The 16,933-nt window shown below is 63.5% G+C and carries 17 protein-coding genes; 6 read left to right on the top strand and 11 right to left on the bottom strand.

The features are described 5' to 3' along the window. Positions 1 to 58 precede the first annotated feature (58 nt). Positions 59 to 1,351, bottom strand: coding sequence for a TIGR03862 family flavoprotein (locus tag JNB89_RS19100; protein WP_220363295.1), 1,293 nt, complete (start codon positions 1,349 to 1,351; stop codon positions 59 to 61). A gap of 405 nt (positions 1,352 to 1,756) precedes the next feature. On the opposite strand from JNB89_RS19100, the gene JNB89_RS19095 reads away from it, so the two are divergent. Further along, positions 1,757 to 1,966, top strand: coding sequence for a DUF1059 domain-containing protein (locus tag JNB89_RS19095; RefSeq protein ID WP_013340656.1), 210 nt, complete (start codon positions 1,757 to 1,759; stop codon positions 1,964 to 1,966). A 169-nt stretch (positions 1,967 to 2,135) separates the two neighbouring features. Here JNB89_RS19095 and JNB89_RS19090 read toward each other — a convergent pair whose 3' ends face one another. Beyond that, complete coding sequence (locus JNB89_RS19090) at positions 2,136 to 2,456, bottom strand: hypothetical protein (RefSeq protein ID WP_013340655.1); 321 nt, start codon at positions 2,454 to 2,456, stop codon at positions 2,136 to 2,138. Positions 2,457 to 2,839: 383 nt separating this feature from the next. Here JNB89_RS19090 and JNB89_RS19085 point away from each other — a divergent pair, with 383 nt between their 5' ends. Continuing rightward, positions 2,840 to 3,682, top strand: a complete 843-nt coding sequence (locus tag JNB89_RS19085; protein WP_220363294.1) for a class I SAM-dependent methyltransferase — start codon at positions 2,840 to 2,842, stop codon at positions 3,680 to 3,682. A gap of 54 nt (positions 3,683 to 3,736) precedes the next feature. Here JNB89_RS19085 and JNB89_RS19080 read toward each other — a convergent pair whose 3' ends face one another. Both JNB89_RS19080 and JNB89_RS19075 read right to left on the bottom strand, forming a co-directional pair. Continuing rightward, positions 3,737 to 4,291 carry a DUF1415 domain-containing protein gene (locus JNB89_RS19080; RefSeq protein ID WP_220363293.1) on the bottom strand — a complete coding sequence of 185 codons (555 nt, stop codon included), beginning with the start codon at positions 4,289 to 4,291 and terminating at the stop codon, positions 3,737 to 3,739. 182 nt (positions 4,292 to 4,473) lie between these two features. Further along, positions 4,474 to 5,145 (bottom strand): TetR/AcrR family transcriptional regulator, encoded by a 672-nt coding sequence (locus JNB89_RS19075; protein WP_220363292.1) that lies wholly within the window; start codon positions 5,143 to 5,145, stop codon positions 4,474 to 4,476. Positions 5,146 to 5,307: 162 nt separating this feature from the next. On the opposite strand from JNB89_RS19075, the gene JNB89_RS19070 reads away from it, so the two are divergent. Together JNB89_RS19070 and JNB89_RS19065 are read left to right on the top strand one after the other, a co-directional pair. Further along, positions 5,308 to 6,591 (top strand): MFS transporter, encoded by a 1,284-nt coding sequence (locus JNB89_RS19070; RefSeq protein WP_220363291.1) that lies wholly within the window; start codon positions 5,308 to 5,310, stop codon positions 6,589 to 6,591. A 158-nt stretch (positions 6,592 to 6,749) separates the two neighbouring features. Further along, positions 6,750 to 7,343: a nitroreductase family protein gene (locus JNB89_RS19065; protein WP_220363290.1), complete on the top strand. Its 594-nt coding sequence runs from the start codon at positions 6,750 to 6,752 to the stop codon at positions 7,341 to 7,343. A 76-nt stretch (positions 7,344 to 7,419) separates the two neighbouring features. Here JNB89_RS19065 and JNB89_RS19060 read toward each other — a convergent pair whose 3' ends face one another. Beyond that, on the bottom strand, positions 7,420 to 8,901 hold the full coding sequence (locus JNB89_RS19060; protein ID WP_220363289.1) for an MFS transporter: 1,482 nt from the start codon (positions 8,899 to 8,901) through the stop codon (positions 7,420 to 7,422). A 188-nt stretch (positions 8,902 to 9,089) separates the two neighbouring features. Here JNB89_RS19060 and JNB89_RS19055 point away from each other — a divergent pair, with 188 nt between their 5' ends. Continuing rightward, positions 9,090 to 10,340, top strand: a complete 1,251-nt coding sequence (locus JNB89_RS19055) for an Hsp70 family protein (protein WP_220363288.1) — start codon at positions 9,090 to 9,092, stop codon at positions 10,338 to 10,340. 111 nt (positions 10,341 to 10,451) lie between these two features. Here JNB89_RS19055 and JNB89_RS19050 read toward each other — a convergent pair whose 3' ends face one another. Then, positions 10,452 to 10,655, bottom strand: a complete 204-nt coding sequence (locus tag JNB89_RS19050; protein WP_007180251.1) for a cold-shock protein — start codon at positions 10,653 to 10,655, stop codon at positions 10,452 to 10,454. 428 nt (positions 10,656 to 11,083) lie between these two features. Between JNB89_RS19050 and JNB89_RS19045 the strand changes: the two genes are divergently transcribed. Further along, positions 11,084 to 12,679, top strand: a complete 1,596-nt coding sequence (locus JNB89_RS19045; protein ID WP_135894988.1) for an APC family permease — start codon at positions 11,084 to 11,086, stop codon at positions 12,677 to 12,679. Positions 12,680 to 12,788: 109 nt separating this feature from the next. Here JNB89_RS19045 and JNB89_RS19040 read toward each other — a convergent pair whose 3' ends face one another. From JNB89_RS19040 to prfA, 5 genes are all read right to left on the bottom strand, one after another. Beyond that, positions 12,789 to 13,574: a DODA-type extradiol aromatic ring-opening family dioxygenase gene (locus JNB89_RS19040; protein WP_220363287.1), complete on the bottom strand. Its 786-nt coding sequence runs from the start codon at positions 13,572 to 13,574 to the stop codon at positions 12,789 to 12,791. A gap of 182 nt (positions 13,575 to 13,756) precedes the next feature. After that, a complete protein-coding gene (locus JNB89_RS19035; protein ID WP_220363286.1) occupies positions 13,757 to 14,356 on the bottom strand; it encodes a UbiX family flavin prenyltransferase in 600 nt (199 codons plus the stop codon). Between the two features lie 48 nt (positions 14,357 to 14,404). Continuing rightward, positions 14,405 to 14,716 (bottom strand): Grx4 family monothiol glutaredoxin, encoded by a 312-nt coding sequence (grxD, locus tag JNB89_RS19030; RefSeq protein WP_220363285.1) that lies wholly within the window; start codon positions 14,714 to 14,716, stop codon positions 14,405 to 14,407. Between the two features lie 196 nt (positions 14,717 to 14,912). Then, on the bottom strand, positions 14,913 to 15,782 hold the full coding sequence (prmC, locus tag JNB89_RS19025) for a peptide chain release factor N(5)-glutamine methyltransferase (RefSeq protein WP_220363284.1): 870 nt from the start codon (positions 15,780 to 15,782) through the stop codon (positions 14,913 to 14,915). A gap of 6 nt (positions 15,783 to 15,788) precedes the next feature. Continuing rightward, positions 15,789 to 16,871, bottom strand: coding sequence for a peptide chain release factor 1 (gene prfA / locus JNB89_RS19020; RefSeq protein WP_013340642.1), 1,083 nt, complete (start codon positions 16,869 to 16,871; stop codon positions 15,789 to 15,791). Between the last annotated feature and the right edge of the window lie 62 nt (positions 16,872 to 16,933).

Here is a 16,933-nt window from a genome sequence, read left to right as displayed (position 1 = left end):
CAGCGCATGTCGCGTCGGGCCGCATTAGGCCACGCCGCACCGAACTGCCCCCGCCCCCTCACAGCGCTGCCGCGCGCGCCCTCGCGAACGCTGCCGCACCGCGGCCGGCCGCCAGACCACTGGCGAAGCACGCCGTCAACAGATAGCCGCCCGTGGGCGCTTCCCAGTCCAGCATTTCCCCGGCGCAGAAAACGCCCGGCAAACGCTCGAGCATCAGATGCTGATTCAGCGCCTCGAACGGAACGCCGCCCGCGCTGCTGATCGCCTCGGCAATCGGCCGGGCGCGCAACAGCCGCACCGGCAGAGCCTTGATTGCGTGCGCGAGACACGTCGAATCCACGAAAACTTCCTTCGGCAGGACTTCGTGCAGAAGGGCTAGTTTCACTCCGCTAATGCCGACTCTTCCATGCAGGTGACTCGATATCGAACGCGAACCGCGCGGTCTGGAAACTTCCGCGACCACCCGCTCCAGCGCCAGGCCTGGCGCCAGGTCCAGCGAAATCGTGAGCTCGCCGTCCGCGAGAATCCGCTCGCGAATCGGCGCCGACAGCGCGTAGATCAGACTGCCTTCAAGGCCCGTTTCGGTCAGAAGTATTTCACCTTGTCGATTGTGGACTTTTCCGTCTACGTCAGGGAATGAAATGGCCACAGACTTCACCGGTTCGCCGGCAAAACGCTCACGCAAATAGGGACTCCAGTCTGCGTCGAATCCACAGTTCGCCGGTTGGAGCGGAGATACCGGCACCCCACGCGACGCGATCAGCGGCACCCAACTCGCGTCCGAACCGAGCCGCGGCCAGCTTGCGCCGCCGAGTGCGAGCACGACGGCGTCGCAAGCGACGAGCCGTTCGCCATCCGGTGTGGCGAAACGCAGAACCTGCGCGGCGCGAGTGGACGCGCCGGCCGCTACGTCCTGCTGCTCGCTGTTCCAGCCGTGCCACTTGTGCCGCATGTGAAAGCGCACCCCGTTTTCCCTCAGCCGATGCAGCCAGGCACGCAGCATGGGCGCGGCCTTCATGTCGGTCGGAAACACGCGTCCGGAACTGCCGACAAAGGTTTCCACACTGAGCCCGCGCAACCACGCGCGCAACGCGTGCGGCCCGAATGCTTCGACGAGCGGCGTGAGCGCCTCGCGACGCGCACCGTAACGGTCGAGAAACGGCTCGAGCGGCTCGGAATGCGTGATGTTCATGCCGCCTTTGCCCGCCATCAGGAATTTGCGGCCGACGGAAGGCATGGCGTCGTAGACGTCGACCTGCACGCCTTGCAGGCAAAGCGCCTCGGCGGCCATCAGGCCGGCGGGTCCGCCGCCGATGACGGCGACGCGGGCGGAATCGAACGAAGATGACATGCGGGCCTGCGGGTAAGCAAAAAGGCGGGGTGCGCCGCCGCGACTGACGGCCAACCGGCGCGCAACGCGGACAGGAGCTGCAACGAGCAGCGTCGGCGCTGCGAAGGGCGCTATTTTCACATTGCACGCAGCGCGGAGCAAACCCGCCGCGCGCCGCCGCCGACGCAAGAACCCTGGGTTTCGGCGCCTTCAGCCGCGCCGTGGTAGCGGCTTGCCGCTGGGTTAGTCAGCATCGCGAACTATAATTTTTGCACACCGTCCATCGGGCGCATTTCGCGTCGTTCCCACGTCGATCCCACTCGTCAGGTCTTTGCTGAACCTCATGCGCTGGCATGGCGGACGAGCCACGGGCTCGCGCCTGATGTCGCGCGAGGACGGCCCCAACATACGATCAAGGAGACTGCCATGACCCGCCATTACATTGACTGCCGGGAGTTCCCGAGCGAGATGAACTGCACGGTCGCGCTATCTGCCGACAGCGAGGACGAGCTGCTCGACGCGGCCGTCCAGCACGCCGTGAGTGTGCACAAACATGAGGATTCGCCGGAATTGCGCTCGCAATTGCGCACGCTCTTTCACGAAGGCACCCCGCCGGTGGAAGCGCCGCGCATGTGAAGCCGGGATTCGAGCCCTGAACGCGAGCCTGCGAAACAGGCTCCGGCGCCAGACAGCGATACGCCGGGATAAGAAGCCGCCGCGCTGACTCGCGAGAACGACGAGCGGCGCTTGACCGCTCGCGCGCGTGGCGGCGTGAGGTGGACATCTGGCCGCGTGGCCCGCGGTCTCAGGTTGGATACGCTTCGTCGACCTTGAGGCCGGCGAGCTTGAAGATGACGCGCAGCGTTTGCGGTTTGATGTCGCGCCGCGAAGCCAGCGTGGTCATCACGAAGTCCAGTACCTTCGCGTATTTGAGCAGCGTCAGGCAGGTTTCCATGTCGACGCTGCCGTCGCGCATGACTTCGGCAAGACGAAGCATTTCCGTGGAGATGTCGCGGGCCATCTCCAGTTCCAGTTGCTGCTTTTCGGTCCAGGCGGGCATGGCGGTGAGCTTCGCCATCATTTCCTGGAACTTCTGTTCGACGTTTCCGTTGGGTACCGTATCCATTGCCGCCTCTTCTATTGTCCGGGCGCGCATCCAGTAGAAATCGCGGCGCGCTGCCGGTTACGTAACGTTCGGCTCGTGTTACGGAGCCGTCCTCCCCACATGCATCGGGGCCGTGCCTGTCGAGCACGGCCGACAGCTTGTTGTTATGGGCACCACGTCTACGCCGTTGGGACCGTGGCGGCGCGAAACGGTTCGCCCGCGCGCGCAAAGCTCCCTCGTCGTGCCTGAAAACAGCAGGAAGTGTTCCAGGAATACGCTGCTTCCCGCCGGTTTTCGCGCGATCTTCGGTGAGCGCGCCGCCGTTTGGGTAAACTGGCAGCAACTTTTGTTTTTATCCGTCACCTGACGCACGTTCGCGCTGCAATTGCCGACGGCTCCCCACGATGTCCAGCAAAACTCACGAAATTCGCCCGAACCAGTCCATCGAGTTGCTCAAGGAACTGCACATCCTGACACGCGACGGCAAGATGAACCAGGACAGCCGCCGCAAGCTGAAGCAGGTCTACCACCTGTTTCAGTTCATCGAGCCGCTGCTCAAGGACCTGAAGGACGAGAAGGGCGCGGTGACCCTCGTCGACCACGGCGCGGGCAAGTCATATCTAGGTTTTATCCTGTACGACCTGTTCTTCAAGGAGTTTCAGGATGCTGCGGGTGGGGCGTCGCACATTTACGGCATCGAAACGCGCGAGGAACTGGTGGCCCGCTCGCAGGAACTGGCGGCGCGGCTCGGCTTCAAGGGAATGTCGTTTCTGAATCTATCGGTAGCGGATTCGATTACGTCGGAGCGCCTGCCGTCACAGATCGATATTGTTACCGCGCTGCATGCGTGCAATACCGCCACCGACGACGCCATTCGCTTCGCCCTCGAGAAAAAGGCGAAATACATTGTGGTTGTGCCGTGTTGCCAGGCTGAAGTGGCCGGCGTTTTACGTCAAAACAAGAGTAAATCGCTGAGTAATGCGTTGACGGAAATCTGGCGGCATCCGTTGCATACGCGCGAGTTCGGCAGCCAGATTACGAATGTGCTGCGCTGTCTGCAATTGGAGGCGCACGGTTATCAGGTGAGCGTAACGGAGCTCGTCGGCTGGGAGCATTCGATGAAAAACGAGCTCATCATCGCGCAGTTCAAGGACTTGCCGCGCAGGCGCCCCGCTGAGCGGCTCAACGAAGTGATGCACACTCTGGGGATCGAGGAACTGAAAGAGCGGTTTTTTGTTTCCGCATAATCGCGGAAATATCGCGGCAATTCCCGTGGCAGTTTTCGCGGTAATGGGTGTGCACTAGCCCTTCATCAATTTGTTCCAGCCCGCGAGGCCGATTTTGCGCAGCGTTTCCTGATTGCGCTCGTAAATCGCCTCGGCGTCGGGAAAAGCCTGAACCGCGCGTTCAATGCTGTCTTCTCTGAGTAAGTGCAAAATCGGATACGGCGCGCGATTCGTGTAGTTTTCGATGTCGTCGGGTTCGGTGCCTTCAAACTGATACGACGGGTGAAAGCTCGCAATCTGAATAATGCCTTCGAGGCGAAGCTGTTTCAGCATTCGCTCGGCGAAAAAGAGCGCGTCGTTATAGTCGAGAAAATCAGGCAGCGCTTGCGGCAGGATCAGCAGTGTCGTGTCCACGGCGGCCGGGTCCGCGGCGATCAAGGTGTTCAGTTCCGTTTCCAGATCGGCCAGCACGCCTTCCAGATCGGTCGCTTCGCTCACCGCGTAGCGAATTTGCCCCTTCACGTGGACGGCCTTCGCAAACGGGCACAGGTTGAGTCCGATCACGGCTTCGGTCAGCCAGTGACGGGTGGCGGCAACGACAGCGTCGTGCGATTGGGTGGACAACGGCATGGCAGGCGGCGGGACGGGCAAAGCGTCATTGTAATGGCGCGGATGTGTGTGCTGGCTGCGGCGGAACGGCTGGCTGCGCTCGCGTCGGGACGGTCGGCAAAGCCGACTGAGCCGAGAGGCCGACTAAGCCGAGAAGCCCACCGAACCCACCGAGCCGACCAAGCCGACCAAGCCGACAAACTCTAACGCTCCACCTTCCCCCCACACGCTGCCGCGATCAGTCGTGCAGCCGCCTTCGGCGCAGCCAGCACGGGCCCTGAACCAGCGCGATAAGTCTGGCTCGCCGCGTACACGCCCTCTATCAGCAGGGCCAGCGAGTTGGCAAGCATCTCGGGGTCGTCGGCGCCGGCGGCCGTCGCGAGTTCTGTCAGGCGGGCGAGCAGACGCTCCTTGTTGCGAAACACGAATTGCCGGGCGGCGTGTTCGGTGTCCGCGAACTCAACCGCGACATTCACGAACGGACAGCCGCGGTAGCCTTCCAGCGACGCCCGCGCGGCGAGATCGTCGAAATACTGCTGCAGTTGGCGCGCCGGGTCGCCGGGATGTTTGGCGAAACTTTTCTCGACATAGCCAAAAAACTGCGCGTCCTTGTGCTCCAGGTACGCCATGACCAGATCGTCTTTCGACGAGAACTGGCGGTACAGACTCATTTTATTGACGCCGGCGCGCTCGACCACTGCATCCACGCCGACCGCCCGCACCCCTTCCCGGTAGAACAGCTCGGCTGCGGCGCGCAGCAGATGCTGCTGCGCTTGCGGCCCGGACGTATGCGCGCCGCGCGCGCGCCGGCTGGCCGGTGCGGGCCTTGGCGCCGCCCGCGAACCGGCGCGCCTCGAGGTTTCGCTTTCAGACATAAACAGCCCCTGATTTCCGTCGAATCTGACCGACGCCTTGACATGTTACCGGTCGGTAACTAACATCGCAACACTCATTGTGACTGATCTGTCACAAGTCCTTTACGGAAGCGGTAAAACTGTGAACGGCGCGGGTGCTCGCATTCAACAAGAGGAGAGCCGATGAACTGGGCAGCAAAACTGATAGGCAAGCGCTTTCACTACGGCTGGTTGACGGTCGCGGTCGTGTTCCTGGTGTTGCTTGCGGCGGCCGGCACGCGCGCCACGCCGAGTGTGATGATGGTGCCGCTGGAGCACCAGTTCGGCTGGAGCCGCGGGACCATTTCGCTCGCAATCTCAGTGAACATCGCTCTTTACGGGCTGATGGGACCGTTCGCGGCGGCGGCCATGCAGCGCTTCGGCGTGCGGCCGACCTTGCTCGTCGCGTTGGGCACCATGGCGGCGGGCGTCGCGCTGTCGTCGCTGATGACCCAGCCTTGGCAGATGGTCCTCGTCTGGGGCGTGATGGTTGGCGGCGCGACCGGCGTCGCCGCGCTGTCTTTGTCGGCGACCGTGGTGACGCGCTGGTTCACCACGCATCGCGGGCTCGTCATGGGCATTCTCACGGCGAGTTCGGCGACCGGCCAACTGGTGTTTCTGCCGATGCTGGCGGCCATCGTCGAGCATTACGGCTGGCGTCAGGTGGTGTGGGTGGTTGCGGCGGCCGCGGCGGTCGTTCTGCCGCTGGTGGCGTTTCTGCTGCCCGAGCGCCCGGCGGACGTGCACCTGCGCCCGTACGGCGAAGCGCACGACGCGCCTGTGGCGCCCACCGCCACCAGGCAGAATCCGCTTGCCATTGCATTCGGTACGCTCGCCATGGCGAGCAGGACGCGCGATTTCTGGTTGCTGTTCTTCAGCTTCTTTATCTGCGGCGCGAGCACCAACGGTTACATCGGCACTCATCTGATCGCCATGTGCGGCGACTACGGCATGACCGAAGTGCAGGGCGCGTCGCTGCTCGCGGCGATGGGCATTTTCGATCTGTTCGGAACGACCCTCTCCGGCTGGCTCTCGGACCGCTTCAACAGCCGTGTGCTGCTGTTCTGGTATTACGGATTGCGCGGCCTGTCGCTGATGTATCTGCCGCACGCGTTCGGCATCGACTTCTTCGGCCTGCCGCTGTTCGCCGTGTTCTACGGACTCGACTGGATCGCCACGGTGCCGCCTACCGTGCGCCTCGCCACGGACGTCTACGGCAAGGAGTCGGCGCCTGTCGTGTTCGGCTGGGTGGTGGCCGGGCATCAACTGGGCGCGGCGTTCGCGGCTCTCGGCGCCGGCATGCTGCGCGCGAGCCTCGGCACCTACACGGTGGCGTCGATGATTTCCGGCGGCTTGTGCCTCGTGGCGGCGGTCATCGTCCTGCGGATCAACCGGCCCGCCAAGGTGCCGGAGCCGCAAGCCATCTAGTGCGAGGTCCGCAAAGGCGCGCAGCGGTTGCGCCCGCGTCTTTCCACACTACGCAAAAACGAACCATGGGCTCTGCACAGCAGGCACGCCGAACCTTGGGTATGCTATGTGACCCCGGGCAGTCGCCCGCGATCATGAATTTCCACCGAGAGAAGAGCATGACCCAGAAACCTGCCCCAACCGAAGTTGCCATTCACGATCTGATTGCCGGCCGCTGGAGCCCGCGCGCTTATTCGAGCGAGCCGGTGAGCAGCGAGAATCTGCACGCCGTGCTGGAGGCGGCACGCTGGGCGCCTTCGTCGTATAACGCACAGCCGTGGCGCTTTATCGTGTTCGACCGCAGCGTCGATGAAGTCGCGTTCAAGCAGGCGTTCGCGACCCTCGTGCCGTTCAACCAGGGCTGGAATGCGCCCGCGCCCGTGCTGATCGCCGTGACCACCCAAACGCGCACCGCCAAGGGCGAAGTGAACCGCTGCGCGCAATACGACGCCGGCGCAGCCGCTATGGCGCTGGTGTTGCAGGCGCATGCACTCGGCCTCGCCGCGCATCAGATGAGCGGCTTTGACCAGAACGCCTTCCGCACGGCTTTCGAACTGCCGAACGACGTCGAACCGATCGCAATCATTTCGCTCGGCCATTACGGCGACGTCGAGAAACTCGACCCGGTGCTGCGCGAACGCGAGAAGTCGGCCCGTCAGCGTTTGCCGCTGGCGGAAATTGCGTACGGCGGGGGCTGGAAGAAGGCGTTGTAAGCGGCTTCGAGCCGGCGCACGCCGGCAGCAGGACGCGCGGCGCAGCGAAGCGGCCGCGCGTATTTGTTTGGGCGCGTCAAAGCGGGTCGTCGTTGTCGGTCACGCTCGAAAGCGGCGCGGCCACGTGCTCCAGAGACTTGCGCTCCGCGTCCACGCCCCAGATCGCCGCGATCACCGCTGCGGCGAGCATCAGCGCGGAGCCGACCAGATAGCCCGAAAACACCTCGCTGCGCTGATGCGTGTCGATTAGCCGTCCAAAGAAAGCCGGTCCGGCGATGCCGCCGAGCGCCGTGCCGAACGCGTAGAACACGGCGATGGCGAGCGCGCGGATCTCGAGCGGAAACGATTCGCTGACGGTGAGGTAAGCGGAGCTCGCCGCGGCCGACGCGAAGAAGAAGATCACCATCCACGCGACGGTCTGCGTCACCACAGTCAACATGTGCTGCTGGAACAGATAGCCGCTTGCCGTCAGCAGAATGGCCGACATGCCGTAGGTCGATGCGATCATCTTGCGCCGCCCGATCACGTCGAAAAGACGGCCGAGCACCAGTGGTCCCAGAAAATTGCCCAGCGCGAAAGGCAGCAGATACCAGCCAATGTGCTCGCCGGGCACGCCATAGAAGTCCGTCAGTACGAGCGCGTAGGTAAAGAAAATGGCGTTGTAGAAGAACGCCTGCGCGGTCATGAGCGAAAGGCCCACCAGTGCGCGCCGCCGGTGCAGACTGAAAAGCGTGTGAAACACCTCGCGCAGCGGCGTGTGTTCGCGCGCCCGCAGACGCAGGCGAGTGAGGCCGTCGGCGGGCAGCACTTGCCCTTCGTTGCGAAAGCGCGTTTCGATTCCTTCGACGATTGCCCGCGCGTCGCGCTCGTCGCCGTGGGTGAGCAGCCAGCGCGGGCTTTCCGGAACCCAGATGCGCATGGGCAGCACGATCAAGGCGAGCGCCGCGCCAATGAAAAAGCACGCGCGCCAGCCCCAGTCGCCCGGCAACAGATTCGGATCCAGCAGAATCAGCGAGCCCGCCGCCCCCAGCCCCGCGCCGACCCAGAACGTGCCGTTGATCGCGAGATCGATCCAGCCGCGCACGCGCGGCGGCGTGAACTCCTGGATCGTCGAGTTGATCGCCGTGTATTCGCCGCCGATGCCGGCGCCGGTCAGAAAGCGGAACAATAGAAAGCTCGCCAGATTCCACGATGCGGCGGTCGCGGCGGTGGCCGTCAGATAGAGCGCGAGCGTAATGAAGAACAGCTTGCGCCGGCCCAGCCGGTCGGTGAGCCAGCCGAAACCGAGCGCACCGAGCACGGCACCGGCAATATAGGCGCTGCCGGCGAGCCCCACTTCCGCATTGGTGAAACGCAAGGTCGGGCTCGACTTCAATGCGCTCGCGACCGCGCCGGCGAGCGTCACTTCCAGTCCGTCGAGCAGCCAGGTCACACCCAGCGCGACGACGATTAGCGTGTGAAAGCGTCCCCAAGGCAGGCGGTCGAGCCGCGACGGCAGGTCGGTTTCGATGATCCCGGCGGTGTTTCGCTCGACGTCGGCGGCAGGCGGCGCGCTCATTGCTGGTGGTCTCCTGAGTCGTTGGAATGCGGGGCTCGAATAGCCGTCGCCAGCAAGTTGCGTTCCGCGCCCGCGTCGCCTTCTTCGCGTTCTGCCGCTCGATTGGCAAGTTGATGCTGGTCCGGCTTTCGTGATACAAAGCCGCTCCCCCTACCTGTGCGCGCCAGCCGTGAGCGGCGATTCCTGCCATGACCTATTGCGCGATTGACTTCGGTACTTCCAACTCGGCCGTCGCCGTTCCAGACGGCGTGGCGCTCAAGCTCGCACCGGTCGAAGGCGCCTACACGACGCTGCCGACGTCGGTGTTCTTCAACACCGACGAAGATACCCGCGAGTTCGGGCGCGCGGCGCTCGCCGCCTATATCGACGGCTTCGACGGCCGGTTGATGCGCTCGATGAAAAGCATTCTCGGCTCGCCGCTCGCCGAGAATTCGACCGACCTCGGCGACGGCACCGCGATCAGATACACAGACGTCATCGCGATTTTCCTCGACCATCTGAAGCGTTGCGCGGAAAAAAGCGCGGGAGCGCCGATCGAGCGCGCCGTGCTCGGCCGCCCGGTTTTTTTCGTCGACGACGACCCGCGCGCCGATCAGATGGCGCAAAAGCAGCTTGAAACAGCGGCGCGCGCGGTCGGGCTGCGCGAGATCCGCTTCCAGTACGAGCCAATCGCGGCTGCTTTCGACTACGAATCGCGCCTGACGCAGGAGGGGCTCGTGCTGGTTGCCGACATCGGCGGCGGCACTTCGGACTTTTCGCTGGTGCGAGTCGGGCCCGAGCGGGTAAAGCGCGTCGAGCGCAAGGACGACGTGCTGGCTCATCACGGCGTGCACGTGGCCGGAACGGACTTCGACCGCCGCGTGGAACTGGCGACCATCCTGCGCGAACTCGGTTATCAGTCGCTCGATCCGGAAGGCCGCGAAATTCCCAACCGGGTGTACTTCGACCTTGCGACCTGGCATCTGATCAACACCGTCTATGCGCCGAAGCGCGTGAGCGAACTCGCTCTGATGCGCCACCTGTTCACCGAGGTCAAGCACCACGACCGCCTGATGCGCGTGGTCGAACGTCGCCTCGGGCATGCGCTCGCGGCGCACGCCGAGGAGGCCAAGATCGGTGTCGCCGCGGGCGGCGAGACAGTAATCGATCTGGACGAAGTGGAAGACGATCTGCGCCTTGCGTTCGACGAGGCGCAGCTTATCGAGGCCGGACAGGAAGAGACGCGCCGCATCGTGGCTGCCGCACGCGACACGGTGCGCGCAGCCGGCGTTACAATTGGCGACGTGAGCGCGATTTACTTCACGGGCGGCTCGACCGGCCTCGCGTTTCTCTCTGGCGCGCTGGCCGCGGCATTTCCGGATGCGGAAGCGGTTTTCGGCGACCGGCTCGCCAGTGTGGCGACGGGACTCGGCATTTACGCGCGCCGCCTGTTCGGATAAGCCCAGTTCGCGCTTGCGAACCGGAGTTAATCACGGCGGGCAATCTCAGCCAATAAAAAAACCCCGCCGTGGCGGGGTTTTTTTTGCGTCCAGAAGGAAGCAGCGTAGCGCTTACACCGGCTTGATGTTAGCTGCTTGCTTGCCCTTCGGGCCCGTCTTCACTTCAAACGTGACCTTTTGGTTTTCCTGCAGCGTCTTGAAGCCTTCCGTGCGGATTTCCGAGAAATGCGCGAACAGATCTTCGCCGCCGCCGTCCGGGGTGATGAAGCCAAAGCCCTTTGCGTCATTGAACCACTTGACGGTACCGGTTTCCATATTACTTGTTCCTAAAGATGGTGAATAAGGCCGAAGCCCAATGAGTGCATGAAAATCAAGGAAGGGGGTAATGGGACCAACCGGAGTACCGTTGATGGGCGAACTACGAAAGACCAATTCACTCGCCGCTTGAAATCCTGCCCGAACGTTATACGGCGATTTCGAGAGAAGGTCAACACTCGGCCGTCAACTTTACAAAAATTCGCGATAGCGCCCAGAAAGTTGCTTACAAAGCTTGCGAGGAGGGCCAACATTTTGCTAGGGAGAACCCTTAGTTTCGCTGCAGGCGGCGGGTGCAACCGTTAAACTACGCGCCCGCGTCGGTTGCACCATACGGCTAACCGCCGCGCATGCATGCGCGTCACCCGTTTTAGCGCCATAAGCGCACGTCCTGGGGTGTCGACATGGGTTCTGAAACAGGAGAAGACGTGAAAAGTTCTATACAACGGAACATCGGGCCGTTTGCACTCATGCTGACCGGCCTGGGTTCGATCATCGGCTCCGGCTGGCTGTTCGGCGCGTGGAAGGCCGCGAAAATCGCGGGTCCGGCGTCGATCTGCGCGTGGATCATCGGCGCGGTCGTGATTCTGGCGATTGCGCTCACCTACGCCGAGCTGGGCGCGATGTTCCCGGAATCGGGCGGCATGGTGCGCTATGCGCGCTATTCGCATGGCGCGCTGGTGGGGTTCATCAGCGCGTGGGCCAACTGGATCGCCATCGTTTCGGTGATTCCAATCGAGGCCGAGGCATCCATTCAATACATGAGCACGTGGCCGTATGAGTGGGCGCATCAGTTGTTTGTCGACGGATCGCTCACCACCAACGGGTTGCTGCTCTCGGCGGCCCTCGTGATCATTTACTTCCTGCTGAACTATTGGGGCGTGAAGCTGTTCGCGCGCGCCAACTCGGCGATCACCATCTTCAAGTTCCTGATTCCGGGCGCGACGATCCTGGGCCTGATGCTGACCGGTTTTCACAAGGAAAACTTCGGCGAAGTGAGCACCTTTGCGCCGTATGGCTGGTCGGCTGTGCTGACTGCGGTCGCGACGAGCGGCATCGTGTTTGCGTTCAACGGTTTCCAGAGCCCGATCAACCTCGCCGGCGAGGCGCGTAATCCGGCGAAGAGCGTGCCGTTCGCGGTGATTGGCTCGATTCTTCTCGCGCTGGTCATCTACGTGCTGCTGCAGATCGCGTACATCGGCGCGGTGAGCCCGAGCGACGTGATGAAGGGCTGGAGCCACTTCAACTTCGCTTCGCCGTTCGCGGAACTGGCGATCGCGCTGAACCTGAACTGGCTGGCAATGCTGCTTTACATCGACGCCTTCGTGAGCCCGAGCGGCACCGGCACGACCTACATGGCGACCACCACGCGCATGATCTACGCGATGGAGCGCAACAACACCATGCCGAAGATTTTCGGCAGCGTGCATCCGTTCTACGGCGTGCCGCGCCCGGCCATGTGGTTCAACCTGCTGGTTTCGTTCATTTTCCTGTTCTTTTTCCGCGGATGGAGTTCGCTCGCAGCGGTGATATCGGTCGCGACCGTGATCTCGTATCTGACCGGCCCGATCAGTCTGATGGCGCTGCGCCGAGCGGCGACTGACCTCGAGCGTCCGCTGCACATTCCCGGCATGCAGGTGATCGCGCCGTTCGCCTTCGTATGCGCGTCGCTGATCCTCTATTGGGCCAAATGGCCGCTGACGGGCGAAATCATTCTGCTGATGGTTGTCGCGCTGCCGGTGTACTTCTACTTCCAGGCCAAGTCGGGTTTCAGCGGCTGGGGCCGCGACCTGAAGGCTGCATGGTGGCTGGTCGCCTATCTGCCGGTGATGGCGATTCTGTCGCTGATCGGCAGCAAGGAGTTTGGCGGCCACGGGCTGCTGCCGTACGGTTGGGACATGCTGGTGGTGATCGCGTTCTCGCTCGCCTTCTATTACTGGGGCGTCCATAGTGGCTACCGCTCCGAGTATCTGGACGAGCGTCAGACGCACGACGAAGTTCTCGAAGGTATGGGCGCGCATTAAGGCGCGCGCCGGCCGGGTAATGAAACCTGGCCGCATACTGAAAAGCCCGCCTGAGCGCTTGCTCAGGCGGGCTTTTTGTTTCCGGTTGCGGGCGATTGCCGCTCGGCGCTCAGGCGCTGCCGAACACGTAGTTGGTCATCGCGAGCGCTCGCTGATAGGTGCCCAGCGACTGAACGGTCAGCGAGTAATCGTCGTCGGCGGCGCCGAGGGCTGCGAAGACCGGCAGCAGATGCTCGTCGGTTGGGTGCATCAGTACCGCGTGCGGCGCCTGGCGGCGATAGTCGAGCAGCGCGTCGATGTCGCGCGCGGCGAGCTTTGCTTCGAACCAGTCGGTGAATTCGGCGACGCGCGGGTCGGCATCTTCGGGTCGTGCGGAAAAATCCGCGGCGCGCAGGTTGTGCGTGATCTGGCCGGAGCCGATCACCATCACGCCTTCGCCGCTTAACGCGCGCAGCGCGCGGCCGACGCGAAAATGGTGCTCCGCGTCGAGGTGAGGCTGAATCGACAACTGCGCGACGGGCACGTCGGCGTCGGGAAACATCAGCAGCATCGGCACCCACGCGCCGTGATCCAGCCCATGCCGCTGCGCGTCTGCGTGCAGGCCGCTGTCGCGAAGCATCACGGCTGCACGCCGCGCGACATCGGGCGCGCCCGGCGCCGGATACTGGATCTCATAGAGCTGGCGCGGAAACCCGTAAAAGTCGTGGATGGTTTCGGGCTCCGCAGACGTGCTGGCGACAGGCTGAGCGGTGCCCCAATGCGCCGAAAGCATGAGGACGGCCTCCGGGCGCGGCAACTTCGCACTGAGCGCCGCGAATTCGGCGGACGGCAGCGAGGGGTCGATCGGCAGCGTTGGCGCGCCGTGGGAAAGGAAGAGCGAAGGCAAGCGGTTCATGGCAGCGACGCGCCCGTGAGGCACGATCGGAAGTTCGATTGCCGCCACTATAGAATCGCACCGCTGTTTGATAAACAGGCTAAAGCGGAATTGATTGTCTTGCGACAGTTGGCAATCGCGGCCGTGCGGCGGATTCGTTCAACGCTGCGAGTGGCGCTGCCCACAGGCTCGCACGGCCACCATTAGTCTTCCGCGCCGCGCAGGCCGGACCATGCCGGCGCCAGCGCCGGGCCGAGCGCGAACAGATCGAGCACGCGCGCGGCCGTGTCGTCGACCATCTCGTCGATGCTGGCCGGCTGGTTGTAGAAAGCAGGCAGGGGCGGAAAAATCACGCCGCCCATTTCGGTCACCGCCGTCATATTGCGCAAATGCGCGAGGTTCAGCGGCGTTTCGCGCACGAGCAGCACAAGCCGGCGGCGCTCCTTGAGCGTGACGTCGGCGGCGCGGGTGATGAGGTTGTCGGCAAAACCGTGCGCAATGCTGGCGAGCGTTTTCATCGAACAGGGCGCGACGATCATACCGTCCGTCGCGAACGAACCCGATGCGATACTCGCGCCGACGTCGCGCACCGAATGCACGACGTCCGCGAGCGGATGCACGTCTTCTTTACCGAGCTTGAGTTCGTGCTGGATGTTGAGCCAGCCGGCGCTGGAAATCAGCAGGTGGCTTTCTACGCCGCCCAGCTTGCGCAGCGTTTGCAGCAAACGGACGCCGTAAATGGCGCCGGTCGCCCCTGTTATCGCGACAATCAGACGGCGTGGCGCGGCAGCGCGTGTTTCCATGGCCAGCGGCGCCTTACGGTGTTCAGCAAGCAGCTTTGCGGTGAACGGTCAGGCCGCAGCAAACAACTGCTGCAGTTCGCCGGACTCGTACATTTCCATCATGATGTCCGAGCCGCCGACAAATTCGCCCTTCACATAAAGCTGCGGAATGGTCGGCCAGTTCGAGAACTGCTTGATGCCCTGGCGGACTTCGTCGTCTTCGAGCACGTTGACGGTCTTGAAGTTCGACACGTTGCAAGCCTTCAGGATCTGGACGGCGCGGCCCGAGAAGCCGCACATCGGGAACTGGGCGTTGCCCTTCATGAAGAGCACGACGTTGTTTTCGTCGACGATTTGCTTGATGCGTTGTTGCGTATCCATGACTGACCTTGCGGTTCCGTATGTGTAGGGAATAGGCTGAAATGATAGCGGATTTCGCTCGCATCGGCCGGCGGACGGTTTGTTGATGCGCTAGACCGATCCCCGCTAGCCCGCGCTGTTGCCAGGCGACTGTCACGCAGTGAAGTGGCGTGTCGCGGGCTGATGCGCAGGCGCGCAGGGGAGTCGGCGTGCGTGCTTAGCCCGCAAGCCGCCCGCCGCTGATGCGTTCTATGCCGGCAAGATCGCGCTCGGATCTGACGTCAGCGAAACCTTGCGCTGTCAGGAGCGCACGGACCGCCTGCGCCTGATCGTAGCCGTGCTCCATCCAGAGCACGCCCTGAGGGGCAAGTCGCGTAGGCGCGCCGGCCACGATTGCACGGATCGCGCTGAGGCCGTCGGCTTCGTCGGTGAGGGCACCGCGCGGCTCATAGCGCAAATCGCCTTGCGCGAGGTGCGGATCGCCGCTCGCAATGTACGGCGGGTTGCTGACTATCACGTCAAAGCGCAGCGTGCTTTCCAGCGAGCCGTACCAGTCGCTTTGCATGAACGTCACGGCGCCGCCGGGCCGCTTCGCGCCGAGCAGACGGGCGGCGTTGCGTGCGGCGACCTCGAGTGCTTCCGCCGAACGGTCCAGTGCGCTCACTTGCGCGTCCGGCCGCATTGCCGCGATGGCCACCGCAATTGCGCCCGTTCCGGTGCCCAGATCGAGCACGCGCGGGCGCGCGAGGTTTTCCATTGCCGCGAGCGCCGTTTCGACCAGCAATTCGGTCTCCGGCCGCGGAATCAGCACATGCGGCGTGACCTCGAATTCAAGCTCGAAGAACTCGCGCACGCCCACCAGTTGCGCCACCGGCTCGCCTGCCACGCGCCTTGCCTGCAACGCCAGATAGCGCTCGACGCAGGCGCTCTCGAGCGCTTCGTCTGCGCGCGTAATCAACTGCGTTTGCCGCCAGCCGAGCACATGCGTGAGCAGAATCCGCGCTTCGAGCGATGGCAGCGGCGACGCGCGCAACAATGCGGCGGGCGTGGCCGCCTGGTCGCGATCGGCCGGCGTGGACGGGGTCATCGGCGCTTAATCCGCGTCGCCGAGCGACGCCAGCAACTCGGCCTGATGTTCGCTGACGAGCGCTCCGATCAGCTCGTCGAGGTCGCCGTCCATAATGGCGTCGAGGCGATACAGCGTCAGATTGATCCGGTGGTCTGTCAGACGCCCTTGCGGGAAGTTGTAGGTGCGAATCCGCTCCGAGCGGTCGCCGGAGCCGATCAGGCTCTTGCGCGTCGCGGCTTCCTTCGCCTGTTGCTCGTGCGATTGCTTGTCCTTGATGCGCGCTGCGAGCACCTTCAGCGCACGGTCCTTGTTCTTGTGCTGCGAGCGGTCGTCCTGACATTCGACGACAATGCCCGTCGGCAAATGCGTCACCCGCACCGCCGAATCCGTCTTGTTGATGTGCTGGCCGCCCGCGCCGGACGCGCGGAACGTGTCGATGCGCAGATCGGCCGGATTGATTTCGACTTCGCCGATTTCGTCGGCCTCCGGCATGACCGCCACCGTGCAGGCGGACGTGTGAATGCGGCCTTGCGTTTCGGTTGCCGGCACGCGCTGCACGCGATGTCCGCCGGACTCGAACTTCAGCTTCGAATACGCGGCTTCGCCGGCGATTCGCACGATCACTTCCTTATAGCCGCCCAGGTCCGATTCGCTCGCCGACATCATCTCGACCTGCCAGCGGTTGCGCTCGGCATAGCGCAGGTACATGCGCAGCAGGTCGCCGGCAAAGAGGGCGGACTCGTCGCCGCCCGTGCCGGCGCGAATTTCGAGGAAGATGTTGCGGTCGTCGTTGGGATCTTTCGGCAGCAGCATGGTTTGCAGTTTGCCGCCGAGCTGTTCCATCCGCTCACGTGCGGCGCGAATTTCCTCTTCCGCGAACTCGCGCATGGACGCGTCCGCCAGCAGTTCCTGCGCGGTCGCGGCGTCGTGCATGGCCTGACGCCATAGCGCGTATTGCTCGACTACGGGGCCCAGTTCGGCGTGTTCGCGCGTGAGCTTGCGATACTGATCGCGGTTCGAGGTGATGTCCTCTCGGCTCAGCAGGTCGTTCAGTTCGGCCAGCCGCGTGGTCAGCTGGTCGAGCTTGTGTTGCATGCTCGTTTTCATCGGGCGGGTATCGGAGCGGACTCCGGCAAGGACGGCAACCAGAAAAATGGGCGGATGCCCGG

It is taken from the genome of Paraburkholderia phenoliruptrix, assembly GCF_019511605.1.
GTDB classification, from domain to species: Bacteria; Pseudomonadota; Gammaproteobacteria; order Burkholderiales; family Burkholderiaceae; genus Paraburkholderia; species Paraburkholderia phenoliruptrix_A.
The sequence above is the reverse complement of the archived record's forward strand: the minus strand, read 5'-3'. Positions and strand labels throughout refer to the sequence as shown.